The 17,870-nt window shown below is 72.3% G+C and carries 12 protein-coding genes; 6 read left to right on the forward strand and 6 right to left on the reverse strand.

What is annotated here, in order from left to right; all coding sequences use genetic code 11:
• Positions 1-8: 8 nt before the first annotated feature.
• From AAC944_RS28925 to AAC944_RS28945, 5 genes are read right to left on the reverse strand one after another with little or no spacing between them, the layout of a single operon-like run.
• Positions 9-1,097: an amidinotransferase gene (locus tag AAC944_RS28925; protein ID WP_030613074.1), complete on the reverse strand. Its 1,089-nt coding sequence runs from the start codon at positions 1,095-1,097 to the stop codon at positions 9-11.
• Positions 1,094-1,864, reverse strand: a complete 771-nt coding sequence (locus tag AAC944_RS28930; RefSeq protein ID WP_030613071.1) for a thioesterase II family protein — start codon at positions 1,862-1,864, stop codon at positions 1,094-1,096. Before AAC944_RS28930 ends, AAC944_RS28925 begins: the two co-directional genes overlap by 4 nt.
• Complete coding sequence (locus AAC944_RS28935; protein ID WP_030613068.1) at positions 1,861-3,153, reverse strand: cytochrome P450; 1,293 nt, start codon at positions 3,151-3,153, stop codon at positions 1,861-1,863. Before AAC944_RS28935 ends, AAC944_RS28930 begins: the two co-directional genes overlap by 4 nt.
• Positions 3,150-4,871 (reverse strand): non-ribosomal peptide synthetase, encoded by a 1,722-nt coding sequence (locus tag AAC944_RS28940; RefSeq protein ID WP_030613065.1) that lies wholly within the window; start codon positions 4,869-4,871, stop codon positions 3,150-3,152. The genes AAC944_RS28935 and AAC944_RS28940 overlap by 4 nt, the downstream gene beginning before the upstream one ends.
• Before the next feature lie 45 nt (positions 4,872-4,916).
• Positions 4,917-5,501 (reverse strand): hypothetical protein, encoded by a 585-nt coding sequence (locus tag AAC944_RS28945; protein WP_368396491.1) that lies wholly within the window; start codon positions 5,499-5,501, stop codon positions 4,917-4,919.
• Between the two features lie 431 nt (positions 5,502-5,932).
• Between AAC944_RS28945 and AAC944_RS28950 the strand changes: the two genes are divergently transcribed.
• Genes AAC944_RS28950 through AAC944_RS28960 form a run of 3 tightly spaced genes read left to right on the forward strand, consistent with a single transcriptional unit; the run spans position 5,933 to position 7,579 of the window.
• Positions 5,933-7,084: an NAD(P)/FAD-dependent oxidoreductase gene (locus AAC944_RS28950; RefSeq protein ID WP_030613059.1), complete on the forward strand. Its 1,152-nt coding sequence runs from the start codon at positions 5,933-5,935 to the stop codon at positions 7,082-7,084.
• Positions 7,077-7,355 carry a phosphopantetheine-binding protein gene (locus AAC944_RS28955; protein WP_196942937.1) on the forward strand — a complete coding sequence of 93 codons (279 nt, stop codon included), beginning with the start codon at positions 7,077-7,079 and terminating at the stop codon, positions 7,353-7,355. The genes AAC944_RS28950 and AAC944_RS28955 overlap by 8 nt, the downstream gene beginning before the upstream one ends.
• Complete coding sequence (locus tag AAC944_RS28960; protein ID WP_037771948.1) at positions 7,352-7,579, forward strand: MbtH family protein; 228 nt, start codon at positions 7,352-7,354, stop codon at positions 7,577-7,579. Before AAC944_RS28955 ends, AAC944_RS28960 begins: the two co-directional genes overlap by 4 nt.
• Before the next feature lie 51 nt (positions 7,580-7,630).
• Here the strand turns inward: AAC944_RS28960 and AAC944_RS28965 are convergent, their stop codons facing one another.
• Positions 7,631-8,488, reverse strand: a complete 858-nt coding sequence (locus tag AAC944_RS28965; RefSeq protein WP_030613050.1) for a hypothetical protein — start codon at positions 8,486-8,488, stop codon at positions 7,631-7,633.
• A gap of 282 nt (positions 8,489-8,770) precedes the next feature.
• Between AAC944_RS28965 and AAC944_RS28970 the strand changes: the two genes are divergently transcribed.
• From AAC944_RS28970 to AAC944_RS28980, 3 genes are read left to right on the forward strand one after another with little or no spacing between them, the layout of a single operon-like run.
• On the forward strand, positions 8,771-14,728 hold the full coding sequence (locus AAC944_RS28970) for a non-ribosomal peptide synthetase (RefSeq protein ID WP_030613048.1): 5,958 nt from the start codon (positions 8,771-8,773) through the stop codon (positions 14,726-14,728).
• 15 nt (positions 14,729-14,743) lie between these two features.
• Positions 14,744-16,246 (forward strand): serine hydrolase domain-containing protein, encoded by a 1,503-nt coding sequence (locus AAC944_RS28975; RefSeq protein ID WP_030613045.1) that lies wholly within the window; start codon positions 14,744-14,746, stop codon positions 16,244-16,246.
• A gap of 9 nt (positions 16,247-16,255) precedes the next feature.
• Positions 16,256-17,812 (forward strand): long-chain-fatty-acid--CoA ligase, encoded by a 1,557-nt coding sequence (locus tag AAC944_RS28980; protein ID WP_030613042.1) that lies wholly within the window; start codon positions 16,256-16,258, stop codon positions 17,810-17,812.
• Positions 17,813-17,870 lie beyond the last annotated feature (58 nt).

Raw genomic sequence — 17,870 nt, forward strand, 5'->3', positions numbered from 1 at the left:
GTGACTCCTCAGAGGTACGAGCGCAGCGATCCGCGGCGGCGCACGTCGAGCGTCGCGCAGTGGAACGAGCCGCCGAAGCTGTTGAAGTTCCGGAAGTTGCACAGGACCGGGGTGAAGCCGAAGTTCTTGAGCGCCTGGATCATCGGCTCGTCCTGACGCTCCACGATCACCCGGTCCTCGTCCAGCATCAGGATGTTCATGTTGATCCACTTGCTGGTCATGTACAGCGGGTGAGCGTCCGGCATGACCGGCTGGGGAGCGGCCATGACGTCCCAGTCCTTGAAGAGGTCCGGGACCTTCGGCACCCGCTCCGGGTTGATGAGCAGTTTCCCGGGGGCCATCGGCACCAGGGTCGCGTCGATGTGCATGGGGTGCGTGTCGTTGAACTCGAACACGTGGATGCGGTACTCGTCACCGAGGTGGCGCCGCAGCCACTCGATGCCGAAGTCGTTGGTCACGTTGCTCTTCTGCGCGATGATGTCGCGGCCGCAGCGGGTGAAGTCCGCGGCGTCGAAGGTCGGCTCGAACTCGGTGACGACCAGGCGCGGGGAGCCGTCCGGTCCGGGTCCGTCCGTCCACTCCTGGTCGAACTGCTCGTCCGGCAGCTCGGGCTTCGGGCCGGCGCTCCACTTGGCGCCGCCCCGGAAGTACTCCTTGAGCAGCGGCCGGTAGGCCAGCGATTCGTAGTAGCGGGAGCGCCAGGCCATCGGGCACTCGATGATGTCGTCGCCGACCACCAGCAGCGCATCGCGCGGCATGGCGGCGTACATGCCGCTGCTGGACCAGTGCAGTGTGCTGTAGGTCGTGCGCTGCGGAATCGGTTCCGGGCGCCGTACGGTCACGCCCTCCGCTTCGAGGATGTGCGCGAACTCGTCCAGTTCCCGGCGCGCGGCCTCGACCCGCTCGGCCGGGAACGGCCGGCCCGCGTGCCGGCGGAACGTCTCGTGCATGTCCTGCGGCAGCACCGGAGGCAGCGCCTCGTGCCAGGGCGGGAAGCTGGCGTCGTCGACGATCCCGACGATGACCTCCTCCAGCGGGTCCCACTCGGTGTACGAGCGCACGGGCCCGGTCGCGGCGGTGCCGTTCTGCTCAGTCATCGGATCTGCCTCTCGGTAGTGCGGGCGAAACCTGCGGCGAGCTCCCGCCGCAGCGCCTCGGGCGCAGTCAGGAACGCGTGGTGCGTCCCGGGGAGCTCGACGTGCCGGAACTGTCCTGGCGCGGCGTACGTGGCCCAGCCGACCATCTGCTGCGGGCGGATCTCCACGTCGTACCGCCAGCCGATCGACCACACGTCGCTGGGCAGGACGACCGGCTCGTCGAGGCGGTACAGCTGGTTGGCTGTGATGTCGGCACGCATCACCCGCAGGTTCATCGCCAGGATGGCCGGGTGCGGCTCGCCTCCCATGGCGCGGGTCAGACGTTCGAGTTCGACGGTCAGCTGCTGGTCGGTCATCGACAGGTACCGGCCGTACGGCCCCAGGTGCGGCGCGACCTGGGAGGAGACGAACACGCATGCCGGGGCGGGGAGCCGGCTGCCGGCAATCATCGCCGCGGTGGCGAACCCGGCCAGCGCGCCCCCGCAGTGGCCGAAGAAGCCGTACGGACGGTCCAGGTAGGGCTCCAGGCTGTCGGCGAGCTGCTCGGCCAGCTCCTCGTAGGTGCCGTAGTGCGGCTCGCGCAGGCGGTTCTCCCGGCCGGGCGGTTGCAGCAGGCACACCTCGATGTCCGAGCCGCCGTCCGTGATCCGGCGGGGCCACCGGTTGAACATCGACGCACCGAGCCCGGAGTAGGGGAAGCAGAACAGCCGCGTCGGGCAGTCGTCACGCGGGGGCCGCAGGAAGGTCTTGTCGCGCCGGGGCTTCACACGACCACCGGCCCGTCCTCGGCCACCGCCGCCTCGATGGCGCGGCCCGCCTCCGGGGACAGCCGCGCGGTCAGCGGCAGGCTCTTGATGCCGGCCACGAAGTTGGACGCCAGGTGCTCCACGGGACCGGCGACCGTGAACCGTTCCACGGCGGTGACGAGCACGTGGAACAGCGCGGCCAGCGCGATCCTCGCCAGCGGTGCGCCGATGCAGTAGTGCGGCCCGAAGCCGAAGGCCACATGCCGGTTGGGGCTGCGGGTGATGTCGAACCGGTACGGGTCGGCGAAGACGTCCTCGTCGCGATTGGCCGAGCCGAGCCAGGCCACCACCGCCTCGCCCTCCTGGATGCGCTGCCCGTGCAGCACCATGTCGCGGGTGGCGTAGCGCATGAAGTGGTTGGCCGGGGACGACCAGCGCAGTCCCTCCTCGACCGCGGTGGGGGTCAGCGGCGGGTCGGCCCGCCAGCGGTCCCACTCCCGCGGGTTCTCGATGAGCGCCAGGACGGTCGCGGCGACGGCATGCGGTGTGGTCACGTTCGCGCCGAGCAGCAGGCTGTAACAGTTGTAGACGATCTCGTCGTGGCGTAGTTTGCGGCCGTCCGCCTCCATCTCGACCAGGAACCCCACCAGGTCGTCGCCCGGGTCGCGGCGGCGCCTGCGCACCTGCCCGGAGAAGTACGCGAACAGCTCGTGGTGGGCCGCGGCCAGCGTGCCGTGCCCCTCGGAACGCCGGTAGTCGGCGTCCTGCGGTGCGACGGCCGTCGTGGTCAGCCGGGCCAGCTGGGCCCAGTCCTCTTCCGGGAGGCCCATCAGCGTGCCGGTGAACGCCATCGGGAAGCCCGAGCCCGCCGCGGCGACGTCCCACACGCCGCCGTCGAGCAGCGGCGCGAGCATGCGGTGCACCACGCGGCGGATCTGCGGGTTGTGCGGCTGCAGCGCGCGGTGGGAGAGCACCTTGGACATCGGCTTGCGCAGCGCGGTGTGCACCGGTGGATCGCTGGCGGCCATCATCTTGTTGCCCGCGGGGTCCGTGCCGCCCAGCACCGAGAGCAGTGTGCCCCTGCTGGAGGTGAACCTGGTGTGGTCCCGCAGTACGGCGTCGACGTCGTGGTAGCGGGTCACCGACCAGAAGGAGCGCCCGTCCGGGAGCGTGCTGCGGTGCACAGGGGCGTGGCGGCGCATATGGGCCCAGACCGGGTGCGGGTCCCCGGCGGCGTAGAAGTCGTGGTCCGCCAGGTCGACCGTGCCGAGGTCGACGCCGGCGTCGTGGGACGGAGCGGTGATCCTCACTGGTTCTCCTCCCCGGTGGTGAGCATCTCGGCGAGTTCCGCGATGGTCGGGTGTTCGTAGAAGGCGACCGGGGGTACCGCGCGTCCGTACCGCTCGTCGATCTCGACGGTGATCCGGGTGGCCATCAGCGAATGCCCGCCCAGCTCGAAGAAGTCGTCGTCCACGCCCACCTCGTCGATCTGCAGCAGGTCGGCCCACAGCTCGGCGAGCCACGCCTCGTGCTCGTTGCCCGGGGGGCGGTAGTCGGTGCTCAGCTCCGGGCGACCGGGCAGGGTCGTCGCGGCGAGCCGGGCCCGGTCGGTCTTGCCGTTGCGGTTCAGCGGCAGCTCGTCGACGCGCAGGTAGACCGCGGGGATCATGTAGCGCGGCACGAGTGCGGCGAGATGGGCGCGGAGCTCGGCCGTGGTGAGCGTGCGCTCGGTCACGTAGAAGGCGGCGAGGAGCTGTTCGCCGTGCGGCCGCTGGGCGACGACCGCGGCGTCGTCGATCTCCGGGTGGGTGCACAGGGCCGCCTCTATCTCGTTCGGCTCGACCCGGAAGCCGCGGATCTTGAGCTGGGCGTCGGTGCGGCCGAGGAACTCCAGCGCCCCGTCGGGACGGCGACGGGCCACATCCCCGGTGCGGTAGAGCCGCCCGCCCGCGGTGGCGCCGAACGGGTCGGGGAGGAAGCGCGCCGCGGTCAGCGCCGGGTCGCCCTGGTAGCCGTGCGCGAGACCGGACCCGCCCGCGTACAGCTCCCCGGCCTGGCCGTCGGGTACCGGCCGCAGCTGGTCGTCGAGGAGGTGCACGGTGGTACCGGTGACCGGCACCCCGATGGGCACCCGGCCTTCGCCGACCGGCTCGGTGAGCACATGACAGGCCGTGAACGTGGTGTTCTCGGTGGGGCCGTACCCGTTGACCAGCCGGGTGTCCGGCAGTTCACGCAGTGCTCGGTCGACGTGAGCGGTGGAGAGCACGTCGCCGCCGGCGATCAGGTGGCGCAGCCCGCGCATGCCCCGCAGCCGGTGAGCGGTCACCACCGAGTGGAACAGCCCGGCGGTCAGCCACAGCGTGGTGACGCCTTCCCGCCGGACCAGTTCCTCGATATCGGCCGGGGACAGGTCCTCCGGGGGAGCCACGACCAGGCGGGCGCCGTTGAGCAGCGGACCCCACAGCTCCAGTGTCGACGCGTCGAAGGCCACGGGTGCCAGGAGCAGGAACACGTCGTCGGGCCGTATCGGCAGCAGCTCCTGCCCCCGTACGAGCCGCGCCACCGCGCGGTGCGGGACGCACACGCCTTTCGGGACGCCGGTCGAACCGGAGGTGTAGGCGACGTACGCCGTGCTCTCGGGGACGGTGTCCGGCGGCGGCACCGTGTCCGGGGGCGTCCCGGCGGTGGCCGCCAGCAGATCGGGCGTCACCACCACCTGTGCGCCCGCGTCCTTGAGCACCAGCGCGCGGCGCTCCTCGGGCTGCTGCGGGTCCAGGGCGAGGTAGCAGCCGCCCGCCTTGAGTACGGCCAGCAGAGTCACCACCAGGTCGGCCGACCGTGGCAGGTCGACGGCGACGCGGGACTCGGGGACCACACCGAGTCCGCGCAGCCGCCCGGCCAGGAGGCCGGCGCGCGCGTCCAGTTCGGAGTACGTGAGGGTGGCGTCGGGTGCGCTGACCGCGACGGCGTCGGGCCGGGCCGCCACTTGACGGGCGAACGCGGCGGTGATGGTGCTCGCGTGATGCATGCAGTCCTCCTCTGCTGGGCTCTCCTGCTTCGCCGGCCGGGTGGGTCAGTCGCTGTACCGCAGCCCGTCGGGGACCGCCGTCCATACCGCGGCGGCGGTGGCGATCAGCTGTCCGGACGGGGTGTGGACCGAGCTGCCGACGCTCACCGTGCGGCCGTGCGCGCCGAGCCGCGTGGCGACCACCACGTGGGGAGCGCCCGGCTCGACCCGGCCGGGGATGACGACCGAGAGCCTGCTGAGCACCAACGGGGACGGACGCCCGTCGACCCAGCCGCCGGGACAGTCGAGCACGCACCACAACATGTCCGGGTCGTCGCTGCGCGGGGTCCAGGGACAGGCCACGGTGTGCGGCCGGCCGGGAACGGGGCCGGGAGCCAGGTGCAGCCCGTCCGCCCGGTCGGGGCCGCACACGAAGCAGCTCGGGAACGGGTGCCCGGTGCGGCCGGGGAAACCGTGGGCCGCGATCCGTGCGGTGGTGAGGTCGACCGGAGGTACCGCCCCCGGCGACCGGGCCACCGAGGAAACCGTGGCGACCAGGGTGTCACTCGTACGGACGCAGACACGCTTGCCGACGCCCGCGACCGCCATCGGGGTTTCCAGCGGCGGTGCGGCGAGCAGCGTCACAGCCACCGGCGGCTCCAGACCGGAAGCCCGGGCGAAGACGGCGCACGCATACCCGCCGTGGGCTGTGTGCGGAGGACCGTTGAAGGCGCGACCGATGGTCGCGCTCGCTGTTGCTCTTGCGCCTGCCACGAGACGTCATGGTGTCCCGGGACATGCGCACGGAGGTGGCAGCCGCCGACGTCCCGGCCGGGCGATCGTCTCTGCTCAGGGCCGCTCCGGCAGGGGGGATACGGGAGTCCCACGGCGGACGGCGCCGGGACGCCCATCGGACGCGCGACCACGTCGGTTCCCGTACCGAATCCACTGCCGCCTCACCGGACGGCCGTCTGGTCTCGGGCTCCGTCGCACGGGGGCGGCACCCGAGACGGCCGAGAGGTGTCAGGCCACCCGGCGACGATGAGGACCGGCCTGTGCGAGCGAGCGTGAGGGAGTCTGGAATGGACGTTCCATCCTCTGCCGAGGTGGTGATCGTCGGTGGCGGGGTCATGGGCACGAGCGTCGCGTTCCACCTCGCCGAGGCGGGCGTACGCGACGTGGTCCTGGTCGAGCGGGACGAGCTGGGGTCCGGCTCCACGTGCAAGGCCGCCGGCGGGGTCCGCGCGCAGTTCTCCGACGCGCTCAACATCCAGCTCAGTGCCCGTAGCCTGGCCGCCTACCATCACTTCGGCAGGCAGCCGGGGCAGCACATCGACCTGCACACCGTGGGCTACCTGTTCCTGCTGTCGCGTCCGGAGGACGTGGCCTCCTTCGAGGCAGGCGTCGCCCTGCAGAACGAACTGGGCGTGCCCAGCCGGATGGTGGGGCCGGACGAGGCCAAGCGCCTGTCCCCGCTGATCGAGACGGACGGACTGCTGGCGGCTGCGTTCTCGCCGGAGGACGGCTACTGCACGCCGGAGTCGGTCGTCCTCGGGTACGCCGTCGGTGCCAGACGCCACGGCGCCACGCTCCTGACCGGTTGCGAGGTGCTCGGGATCGACACCCGCGGCGGCGAGATCCGCGCCGTGCAGACCACCGGCGGCCGCATCGAGACATCGACGGTGGTGTGCGCGGCGGGTGCCTGGTCGTCCGCGGTGGGGGAGATGGTGGGCGTGCGGCTGCCGGTCACCCCGTACCGCAGGCAGCTGGCGTTCACCGAGCCGGTCGACCCGGACGTGCGGGTGCCGATGACACTCGACTTCACCTCGGCCTTCTACTTCCGCCGCGAGGGCCGGGGCCTGATGTTCGGCATGTCCGACCCGGACGAGCTGCCGGGCTTCCGGATGAACCGTACGGACGAATGGCTGTCCAAGCTCGCGGAGAAGATGGCCACGCGGGTGCCCGGTCTGCTGGGCACCGGTATCACCGGCGGATGGGCGGGCCTGTACGAAGTGACGCCGGACCACAACGCCCTGATCGGCGAGTCCCCCGACGTCGGCCGCTTCCTCTACACCACCGGGTTCTCCGGGCACGGCTTCATGCAGGGGCCGGCGGCCGGAGAGATCGTGCGTGACCTGGTGCTGAACAAGGAGCCGTTCGTCGACGTCAGCCCCCTCGATGCGCAGCGATTCGACGGCGCCGCCCAGTTGCGGACGGAGAGCAACTATGTCTGACCGAGCAGGAACCGACCCTGTGACGGCCGCCCCCACCGGCGCCCCGGCGGTGATCGCCGACTCCTGGCGTGCGGTGCTCGACGTGCCGGCGCTCACCGATGACGACGACTTCTTCGAGCTCGGCGGTGACTCGATCATGGTGACCCGGATCGTGTCCTACCTGCGGCGCGAACTGGGCGTCGAGGTGGACATGGTGCAGGTGTGGGAGACCCCGTCGTTCGGCGAATTCCGGGACGCAGTGACAGCACAGATGGGAGAGGGAACGACATGAGTACGGGCAACGGCACCGGCGACGAGAGCGGGACCCGCTACACCGTCGTGATCAACGATGAGGAGCAGTACTCGATCTGGCCTGCGCACCGGGAGGTGCCGGCGGGCTGGCGGGAGACCGGAACGGCCGGATCCAAGCAGGAGTGCCTGGACCACATCGACGCGGTGTGGACGGACATGCGGCCCAAGAGCCTGCGGGAGCGGATGACCGCGGAGGAGGCGTAGCCGGCGGCCGGCCTCCGCACGCGGTCCCGCCTCGGTCCCGTGTCCCGGAGGTCAGGTCCACCAGAGGAATTCATCACCTGCCAGGCCGGTGAAACAGGTCAGCAGGAGCCTGCCGCGCTCGGCCGCCGAGCCGCCGCCGAGCACGGCGTGCACCAGATTGCCATTGATCACACACAGGTCGCCCGTCGCCACCGGGACGGTCAGCGAGGCGTGGTCCGTCAGCAGCTCCGGTGGGTACGGGTAGCCGCTGTGGCGGACGCCGAGGCGCGCGCGGGTGCGGTCGTCGGGCGCGACGTTCCACAGCCGCAACTGACCGCGCCCACCGGGGACGTGCGGGTAGACGTTGACCGCCATCACCCGCCGGATGCGCTGGACTTCGAAGTCCGCCTGCAGCGGGTCGCTGAGCTGTGCGAGATCGTCGTGAGGCAGCAGCAGGAACTCACGGGAGTCGTTGTTCCAGCACACCGCCTTGGAGGAACCGGCCTTCCGGCCGTCGTGCTCGGCGGCGCGGGCGACGTCGAGCCGCCCGGCCAGCGCATCCCGCAGTCGCGCGATCGGGTCGGACGCGCCGGCGTACAGTGCGTCCACCGCCTCCCGCGCGGCCTCGGCGGCCGTCAAGTAGTCCAGGGTGGACCGCTCGATGTGTGACGCGCCGAGAATGTAGGCCTCGACGCCGTCGGCACCCTCGCCGTGCCGCGGGGTGCGGTGCGGGGAGTCCCAGAAATTGCGTGTGAGGGTGGCGCACTCGGCCGCGGGCACGAAATGCCGTACCCGATAGGCGGCCAGTCTGCCGTTCAGGACATCCAGGACACGTTCGATGTCGAGCGTGCCTTCGCTCTCGTGCAGCTGGAACTGGTCGGCGGGCAGGGCCTCGCCTGTGATCGACGGTGAGGTGACTTCGGTCGTCATACTTCCTCCGGCTGGGCTTCACGCCCATGCTGGAGGGCACACCTGCCGGGGAGACGACACGGGCTCGGCGTCATGTCCGGGCGAATCCGCAGGTGGGCCGCGTGTTGCGGCGGTGGCCGCGAGTCGACTACGGAATCGCCGCGCGCCGTCCCGTCCGGGAGCGCTTTTCCGTAGCGCGCCCATAGGCCGGCCCGGCGGCCCGGGCCGATCAGGAGATTTCCCTCCGGTGGCGCGTCAACCGGGTGCCCCCCGGGCGCCGTACGGCTCCACGACGATGCACACATGACGGCAGGAAATCAGTCGGCGGCGCGCCGCCGGGAACTCCTCGGTCTGCTCCTGCGCCGCGACGGTCTCGCGTCGGACACGATCGGGCGGGCCTCTCGCGATCACCCGCTTCCCCTCTCCTTCGCCCAGCAGCGGCTGTGGGTACTGGACCGGCTGATCGGGGGCAGCCCCGTTTACACCGCCCCGCTGGCCTACCGGATACGCGGGCCGCTCGCCGTGTCCGCGCTGCGTGCCGCGTTCACCGAAGTGGTCGCGCGGCACGAGGTGCTGCGCACCAGGTTCACCACGCACGGCACCGAACCCGTGCAGGTGATCGACGATCCGGCGCCGGTTCCGGTCACCGTGGCCGACCTGACCGGGCAGCCCGACGCCGAGACGGCGGCGCGCCGACTGGCCCGCGAGGAGGCGGCGCGGCCCTTCGACCTCGAAAGCGGGCCGCTGCTGCGCGTCACCCTGCTCGCCATGGCCCCCGACGACCACGTGCTGCTGCTGAGCATGCATCACATCGTCGTCGACAGCTGGTCGCTGGGCGTACTCTTCCGTGAACTGCGCACCGCTTACGAGGCCCACCTCGCGGGGCGCGCCTGCGACCTCCCCGAACTGCGCGTGCAGTACGCCGACTTCGCCGCATGGCAGCGCTCCGCGGCCACCCGCGAACGCTTCGCTGCCGACCTGGAGCACTGGGTCGCGGCCCTGCGCGACGCGCCGCAGATCGTCACCCTGCCGCGGGACCGGCCCCGCCCGGTCGTGCCCACGTACAAGGGCGCTGAGCACCTGTTCACGGTGGACGGCGGGACCACCGCGGCGCTGCGGGAGCTGGCGGCGGCGGAGCACGCCACGCTGTTCATGGTGCTGCTCGCGGTGCTGGACGCGCTCCTGGCCCGCTACACCGGGGAGGACGACGTGGTCGTCGGCTCGCCGGTGGCCGGGCGCGACCTCGCTGAGCTGGAGCCGTTGATCGGGTTCTTCATCAACAGCGTCAACCTCCGTACCGACCTGTCGGGCGACCCCACCTTCCGCGAACTGGTCGGCCGGGTCCGGCGTACGGCGCTGGACGCCTTCGACCACCAGAAGCTGCCGTTCGACATGCTGGTCGAACGGCTGCAGCCGGTGCGGCAGCTGAGCGTCCACCCGCTTCACCAGATCAGCTTCCAGGTCACCGAGCGGAACAGCCGGTCGGCGGACCTGCTGCTGGCCCAGGTCGAGGGCGGCGTGGGCGAGGTCGCGCCGACCCTGCCGGACGTCGAGGTGTCCGCGTTCCCCACCGGTACCGGCACCAACCACTTCGACCTCGCCATGGGACTGGCCGAAGGGCCGGACGGACTGGTGGCGCGGCTGGAATACTCGACCGACCTCTACGACGCGGAAACCATCGAACGCTTCGGGGACAGCTTCCGCACCTTCGCCCGGGCCGCGGTCGCCGCCCCCGACACCCCGGTCTCCCAGCTGCCGCTGCTCAGCGAGCGGGAGCGGGTCCGGGTGCTGGAGGAGTGGAACGACACGGCGCGGCCCGACGCCGACCAGTCCTGCCTGCACGACCTGATCGCCGGACAGGCCCGCAGCAGGCCGGAACGGATCGCCGTGCGCGACGCGGACCGTGAGCTGACGTACGGCCGGCTCGACGCCTGCGCCAATGCCCTGGCGCACCGGCTGCGCGCGCTCGGTGCCGGGCCGGAGCGCATCGTCGCGGTCTGCGCCGAGCGGTCGGTGGAGGCTGTCGTCGCGCTCGTGGGGGTGATGAAGGCCGGCGCTGTCGTCGTCGTCCTCGACCCGGAGCAGCCGGAGTCGCGGCTGCGCCACCTGCTGGCCGACACCGGCGCCCTGGCCGTGGTCACACAGCGCGAAGGGCGGCCCGGCCTGCCGCGGGACGTCGTCCCCGTCGTCGAGCTGGACCCGGACCTGAAGGCGCTGACGGGCCTGCCCACCACCGCACCGGTCACCGGCGTGACTCCCGACAACATCGCGCACGCCGTCTACACGTCCGGCTCGACGGGCGAGCCCAAGTGCATCCTCACCCCGCACCGCGGTGCGGCGAACCTCATCGCGTGCGACACCGCCGAGTACGGCCTCGGCCCCGGCGACCGGCTGCTGCAGAAGGCACCGTTCACCTTCGACGCGTCCATGTGGGAGGTGATCTGGCCGCTGACCGCGGGCGCCACCGTCGTCGTCGCCCGCCCCGGAGGCCAGCGGGACCCGGACTACCTGGCCAGGCTCATCCAGGACGAGCAGGTGACGCTGGTCCACTTCGTGCCCGTGATGCTGCGCGCGTTCCTCGGTACGCCGCGGGCCGCGCAGTGCACGTCGTTGCGGCAGGTGCACTGTGGCGGCGAGGCGATCACACCGGGCCTGGTGGACCGCTTCCACGAGGTGCTGCCAGGGGTGGAGCTGCACAACCAGTACGGGCCGGCCGAGGTGTCGGGCCAGACGAACTTCTGGCGGCTGGAGCCGGGAATCACCCGCGTCCCGCTCGGGCGCGCGGCTTGGAACACGCGGATGTACGTCCTCGACCGGCACGGCGCCCCGGTGCCCCAGGGCGTGACCGGTGAGCTGTACCTGGCGGGCACGGGCGTGGCCCGTGGCTACCACGGCAAGCCCGGACTGACCGCCGAGCGGTTCCTGCCCGATCCTTTCGGCCGTCCCGGCAGCCGGATGTACCGCACCGGCGACCTGGTGCGCTGGATCGGTGACGGCAACCTGGAGTTCGTCGGCCGTGCCGACCACCAGGTGAAGATCCGCGGCTTCCGGATCGAGCCGGGGGAGGTGGAGGGGCACCTCACAGCCCACCCCGAGGTGCGGGAGGCGGTCGTCGTCGCCCGTAGCGGCCCGTCCGGGGACAACCGGCTCGTCGCCTACGTCGTGGCCGCGGACGAGTCCGTGGTCCCCCGGCTGCGCGCGCACCTGACCGAGAGAGTGCCCGAGTACATGGTGCCCAGCGTGATCGTGCGGCTCGACGCGCTGCCGCTCAACCGCAACGGCAAGGTGGACCAGCGGGCGCTGCCCGAGCCCGCCGTCACCGCGCGGGAGGCGCTGGTGCGGCCGCGCACCCGGGAGGAGCGGGTGTTCGCCGACATCTGGTGTGCGGTGCTCGGGCTGGACGAGGTCGGTGCCGACGAGAACTTCTTCGCCCTCGGCGGGGACTCGCTGCGGGCCATCGACGTGGCTTCGCGCGCCGGCGCTGCGGGTTACCGGATCACGCCCAACCAGCTGTTCCGGCATCAGGTCCTGGCCGACCTGGCCGCCGAGGCGACCTTGTCCGAGGACGGCACGGCACCGGTCGCGGAGCAGGAAGAGATCACCGGCAGGAGCCCGCTGACACCGGTCCAGCACGCCTTCTTCGCGGAGGGCGATCCGGAGCGCGATCACCTCACCCAGTACACGGTGCTCGACCTGGCGCCCGGCCTCGAGCCGTCCACCGTGGACGCCGCACTCGACGCACTGGTCGCGCACCACGACCAGCTGCGCGCCGCGTTCTTCCGGACCGACGACGGCTGGGTGCAGGAGATCCGCCCGCACAAGCCCCGGCACCACATCGAGCACCTGGAGCCGGCCGCCGGAGTCGAGGCCGCACTGCGCCACGCGGTCGACGGCTTCGACCTCGGTGCCGGCGTGGTCCTGCGCGCCACGCTGACCGGCCGGATCCTGGTGCTCGCCGTGCACCATCTGTGCGTGGACGTGGTGTCCTGGCGGGTGCTGCTGGAGGACCTGGTCACCCTTTGCCAGGGCGGCGACCTGCCTCCGAAGACCACGTCCTTCCGGACCTGGGCGAACCGGTTGCACGAGCGGGCCGCCGACCCGGAGCTCGGGCGGGAGGCGGAAACGTGGCGGGCACTCCTGCCCACGGTCCCGCGGCCGCTCCCGCGCGAGCGCGGCAAGCCGGGGGAGGCGGGCACGCGCGAGGCCATGGCGGTCGTCGGGGCCGAGCTCTCCGAGGAGGCCACCCGCGCCTTGTTCGCCGAGGTGCCTGCCGCCTTCCAGGCCGAGGCGAAGGACACCGTACTGGCGGCACTCGCGCTGGCGCTGCGGCGCTGGACCGGCTCACCGGACGTCCTCGTGGACGTGGAGGGCCACGGCAGGGAGCCGCTCTTCACCGATGTCGACCTGACACGCACCGTCGGCTGGTTCACCGCCGTGCATCCGGTCGCCGTACGGGTCGACGACCAGGAGGACGTGGTGGGCTGCCTGGCCGCGGTGCGGGAGGCGGCAGCGGCGGTGCCCGGCCGCGGCATCGGCTACGGTCTGCTGTCCGGCCTGGGCGCCGACGGCCTGCTGGCCGGGCTCGCCCGCGCCGAGGTACAGCTGAACTACCTGGGCCGTACGGACGACACCGGCTCCGGACACGATCGGTTCACCCCCGTCGGTGAGCCGGTGCGCGCTCTCGGTGCGAGCACCCGGCCCCGCCCCTACCCGGTCGAGGTCGTCGCGTGGGTGGCCGGTGACCGGCTGCGGGTCGCGGTGTCCTACGACACCGGGGCGTTCGAGGCGACGAGCATGGAAGCGGTGGCCGCCGGAATCGTCACGGCCCTGGCCGAGATCGCCGGGGCCGCCGCTCGTCCGGACACCGGCTTCCGCATCGGCGCGGACTTCCCGCTGGCCGGACTGTCCACTGCCGACCTGGCGCGGCAGTTCGGCTCGTGCCGGGGCATCGAGGACATCTACCCGCTCTCCCCGGTGCAGGAGGGCATCCTCTTCCACACGGTGCAGGGCGGTGACTCCCGGCTCTACACGACCCGCCTGTCCTGGCGGGCGGGCGAGCTGGACCCGGACGCGTTCACCCAGGCCTGGCAGGAGACGGCGAGCCGGGTGCCGGTGCTGCGGACCCGGGTCATGTGGCGGCTGGTGGACCGGCCGCTCCAGGTGGTCTCCGAACGGGTGCGGTTCCCCGTCGCCCGGCTGGACTGGTCCGCGCGGCCGGCCGCCGAACGGGACCGGGCGCTCGACGAACTGCTCACTGCCGGCAGGGAGTTCGACCTGGAGCAGGGCCCACTGGTGCGGATCACGCTGATCGACGAGGGCCCCGACGGATGGCGCGTGCTGATGGAGGCCCACCACCTGGTGATCGACGGGTGGAGCAGTGCGATCCTCGTCGACGACGTACTGACGCTGTACCGAGCCATCCGCGACGACGCTCCGGTGCGACGCCCGGCCCGCAGGCCGTTCCGCGACTACCTGGCCTGGCTGGCCGACCAGGACCGCACGCCGGACCAGCAGTTCTGGACGCGTTACCTGGCCGGATTCACCCGGCCCACCCCGCTGCCGCCCGGCCGGGACCCCGGTGGGCCCGGTGGCCACGAGCTGTACGACGTCGGACTGCCGGCGGGGCTCGGCGAACGGCTGACGGCGTTCGTCCGGGCCGCGCGGCTCACCCGCAACACCGTCTTCCAGGCCGCCTGGGGACTGGTCCTCGCCTGCCACGCCCGTACGGACGACGTGGTTTTCGGCGCCACCGTCTCCGGCCGGTCGGGACTGGCGGGCATCGAGCAGATGATCGGCATGTTCATCAACACGCTGCCCCTGCGCGTGCGTATCAGGTCCGCCGGTCCGCTGGACGGCTGGCTCCGCGACATCCAGGAAGCGCGGGGCCGGATGCCCTCGGAGCACACCCCGCTCACGACCGTCGCGCGCTGTGCCGAGGTCAGCAGGCGCCAACCGCTGTTCAGCACGGTCGTGGTGTTCGAGAACTATCCGGTCGCCGACGAGGTCCGGGCGGCCCTGCACGGCGGCGGCCCGGCCGGGGCGCTGCGGGTCGCGGACTCCAACAACTACCCGCTGACGCTGATCGTCGAGGACGGTCCCCAGCCCGCGGTGCGGCTGATGTTCGACAACGGCCGGTTCGACAGGGACCAGGTGGACCGCGTCGGGCGCGGCCTGACCGCCGCGCTGACCGCGATCACCGATCCGGCGTGCACCTCGCTCGCCGACGTCATGACCCGCATCGACGCCACCCGCGCGTCCTGACCGCCCGGAGGGCGCATGTTCCACGACCTGGCCGACGCGCTGGAAGAGATGTTGCCGGAGATCCTGGCCGCCACGAGCACCCCCGGTGTGGCGGTCGCCCTCGCCACGAGCACCGAACTGCGGGGAATGGGCGCGGGGTACGCGGACCTGGCCGGCGGAGTGCCGATGACGGGCTCCTCGTCCGCGACCGCCGGCTCCCTGAGCAAGCCGCTGGTCGGGCTGTCGCTCACCCGCCTCGCCGAAGCGGGGGAGATCGAGGTGGACGGCCCGATCGCACCGTTCCTGCCCCCGGGTGCCCGGCCCGCCAACCCGGAGGCCGAGCAGCCCATCACGGCGGGGATGCTCACCGCGCACATCGGGGGCTACCGCACCGACATCATCGACGCCGAGCTGACCCGGCCCCGCCCGATCGCCGAGTACGTCGCGCTGCGCCACGAGGCCGGCACCACTCCGGAGTACGGCGGGGTGTGCCCGCTCTACGGCCCGCCGGGCCGGTTCGCCTACTCCAGCTTCGGGATGTCCGTGGTGGGCTGCGCCGTCGAGCAGGTCACGGGTGAGAACTACGCGTCCTACGTGGACCGTTCGGTCTTCAAGGCGCTGGCCATGGACTCCTCCGCCCTGCCCACCGGCTCCGGACAGCCGTCCCGGTGGGACGAGCTGGTGGACTCCGCCGGCCACGCCACCGGGTACATGGGGTTCGGGCCGTGGTGCGTACCCTCGCCCGTCTACCACTCGGCGACCTACCCGGGCGCGGGGCTGGTGACCTCACCCCTCGACTACGCCCGGCTGTTCCAGTCGCTGCTGCGTACCGGCAAGGGCGCGGACGGCGTGGTCAGCCCCGCGGGCCTGGAGGCGATGCTGCGCCCGAGGGTCACCCGGTCCAGCCCGGTCACCCCGGACACGTTCGCGGGGACGGGCCTGGAGATGAGCGACCCGGAGCGCGACGGCCGGCTGTGGTGGTGGGGCCACTCCGCCGCCTACCCGTGGGGGTACTGGTGGGACGCGCGGGTCTACCCGCACCTCGATCTGGTCGTGGTGGCCATGGCCAACAAGTGGGACATGATGCGACTGCACAACCCGGCCGACCGCAATGCCGCGGGCATCGTCGCCCAGTGGGCGGCGCGCTGGGCCGCCTCCGGTGTGCCGCCCCGCCGCGAGCGGGCCGTCGGCCGCCGGGAAGCGGTCACGCCCGGCCCTGCGGCGTCCGCGTTCATGGGTGCCGTCACAGGCGAGCGGGCCTATGCGGCACTCGGACTCACCGGGCGGTTCGACGCCGGCACCGTGCGGTCCATGGCGGAGCGCACCCGCCCGTACGACGGCGCGGCCACGCCCGGACCGGACGTCGACGCGTTCGCGAGCGGCGTCGCGGACGTCGCGGCCCTGGCACCCGATCCGGAACTCATCCGCCGGTACGCCCGCGAGCAGGGCCCCGAGGCCGCGCTGTGGGCGCTCGAATGCGGCGCCACCGCGGCGGAGTTCCCGCTGCCCGCTCCCCTCTTCTGCGCACCCCACCGATAAGGGGCCCCGATGTATCTGACCCAGCCACTGCACAGGGCCCGCCAGCAGTACCCGGACAGGACCGCCACCGTCCACGGCGGCCGCGCGCGTGATTTCGCCACCCACGTCGACCGCGTGGCCCGGCTGGCGGCCGGGCTGCGCGCGCTCGGCGTCACCTCCGGCGACCGGGTCGCCATGTACGCGTTGAATTCCGACCGCTACCTCGAACACCTCATGGCCGTACCGTGGGCGGACGCGGTACTCGCCCCGGTGAACACCCGGTGGGCCGCACCGGAGGTGGCGCTCGCACTGAACGACTGCGACGCCCGGGTGCTCATCGTGGACGACGCGTTCGCCGGTACGGTGCCGGCGCTGCGCGAGAACTGCCCGGGTGTCCGGCAGGTCGTGTACGCGGGCGAGGGCCCGGCCCCCGAGGGCTGCTGGGACTACGAGGAGCTGATCGCCGCGAGCGCACCGGTGCCGGACGCGCGCCGGCAGGGTGACGCGCTGGCCGCGCTGTTCTACACCGGCGGCACGACGGGTGCGCCGAAGGGCGTCATGCTCAGCCACACGAACCTGCTCACCTCTGCGCTGGGCTGCCTGGCATCGGGGTTCCTCGCCACCCCCGGCGGCCGTTTCCTGCACACCGCGCCGATGTTCCACCTCGGTGACCTCGCACACTGGGTCATGCAGTCGGTGGCGGGCAACACCCAGGTGACCCTCCCGGGCTTCGACCCGCCCGCGCTGCTCAGCGCGCTGCCCGAGCACGGCGTCACCGACCTGTTCCTGGTGCCGACGATGCTGCGGCTGCTGCTCGATCACCCGGATTTCGACCCGAAAGCCCTCGCCGGCCTGCGGCGACTGGTGTACGCGGCCTCGCCGATGCCGAGGGAGCTGCTGGACCGGGTGGTACGCCTGCTCCCGCACGTCGAACTGGTGCAGGCGTACGGCATGACGGAGCTGTCGCCCGCGGTCACCCTGCTCGGTCCCGCCGACCACGGCGGGCCGCACCGTTACTCGGCCGGCCGGGCCGCGCCGCACGCCGAGGTCCGCGTGGCCACCTCGGACGGCGAGGAGGCACCTGCCGGCCAGGTCGGGGAGATCCTCTGCCGGGGCGGGCACGTCATGCAGGGGTACTGGGGCATGCCCGGACCGACCACCGAGGCGGTACGGGACGGTTGGATGCACACCGGCGACGCGGGCTTCCTGGACCCCGACGGCTACCTGTACGTGGTCGACCGGATCAAGGACATGATCATCACCGGCGGCGAGAACGTCTGGTCCGCCGAGGTGGAGGACGCCCTGCACGCGCATCCCTGCGTATCGTCCTGCGCGGTGATCGGTGTCCCTGACGACCGGTACGGCGAACGGGTGCACGCCGTGGTGGTGCCGGCCCCCGGCCGGCGGCCCACGGCCGCCGAACTCGACGCCCACCTGCGCAGCCGGCTGGCGGGCTACAAGGTCCCGCGCGGCTACGACTTCCTCGACGAACTGCCGTTGTCCGGCGCGGGCAAGGTGCTGAAGCACCGGCTGCGTGACCGCTACCGGACCCCGGCGCCCCCGGCCGGTCCCGTAGCAGGCCCATAAGGTCCGCGCCGACCACGCGCCGACCAGCGGGTTCACGGGGAGCGGCAGGGCAGCCGGA

It is taken from the genome of Streptomyces sclerotialus, assembly GCF_040907265.1.
Lineage (GTDB): Bacteria > Actinomycetota > Actinomycetes > Streptomycetales > Streptomycetaceae > Streptomyces > Streptomyces sclerotialus.

Bases quoted from the DNA above. Each gene is read 5' to 3' on its own strand.
- AAC944_RS28925 (WP_030613074.1), bottom strand. From the start codon at position 1,097: ATGACTGAGCAGAACGGCACCGCCGCGACCGGGCCCGTGCGCTCGTAC.
- AAC944_RS28940 (WP_030613065.1), bottom strand. From the start codon at position 4,871: ATGCATCACGCGAGCACCATCACCGCCGCGTTCGCCCGTCAAGTGGCG.
- AAC944_RS28950 (WP_030613059.1), top strand. From the start codon at position 5,933: ATGGACGTTCCATCCTCTGCCGAGGTGGTGATCGTCGGTGGCGGGGTC.
- AAC944_RS28955 (WP_196942937.1), top strand. From the start codon at position 7,077: ATGTCTGACCGAGCAGGAACCGACCCTGTGACGGCCGCCCCCACCGGC.
- AAC944_RS28960 (WP_037771948.1), top strand. From the start codon at position 7,352: ATGAGTACGGGCAACGGCACCGGCGACGAGAGCGGGACCCGCTACACC.
- AAC944_RS28965 (WP_030613050.1), bottom strand. From the start codon at position 8,488: ATGACGACCGAAGTCACCTCACCGTCGATCACAGGCGAGGCCCTGCCC.
- AAC944_RS28970 (WP_030613048.1), top strand. From the start codon at position 8,771: ATGACGGCAGGAAATCAGTCGGCGGCGCGCCGCCGGGAACTCCTCGGT.
- AAC944_RS28975 (WP_030613045.1), top strand. From the start codon at position 14,744: ATGTTCCACGACCTGGCCGACGCGCTGGAAGAGATGTTGCCGGAGATC.
- AAC944_RS28980 (WP_030613042.1), top strand. From the start codon at position 16,256: ATGTATCTGACCCAGCCACTGCACAGGGCCCGCCAGCAGTACCCGGAC.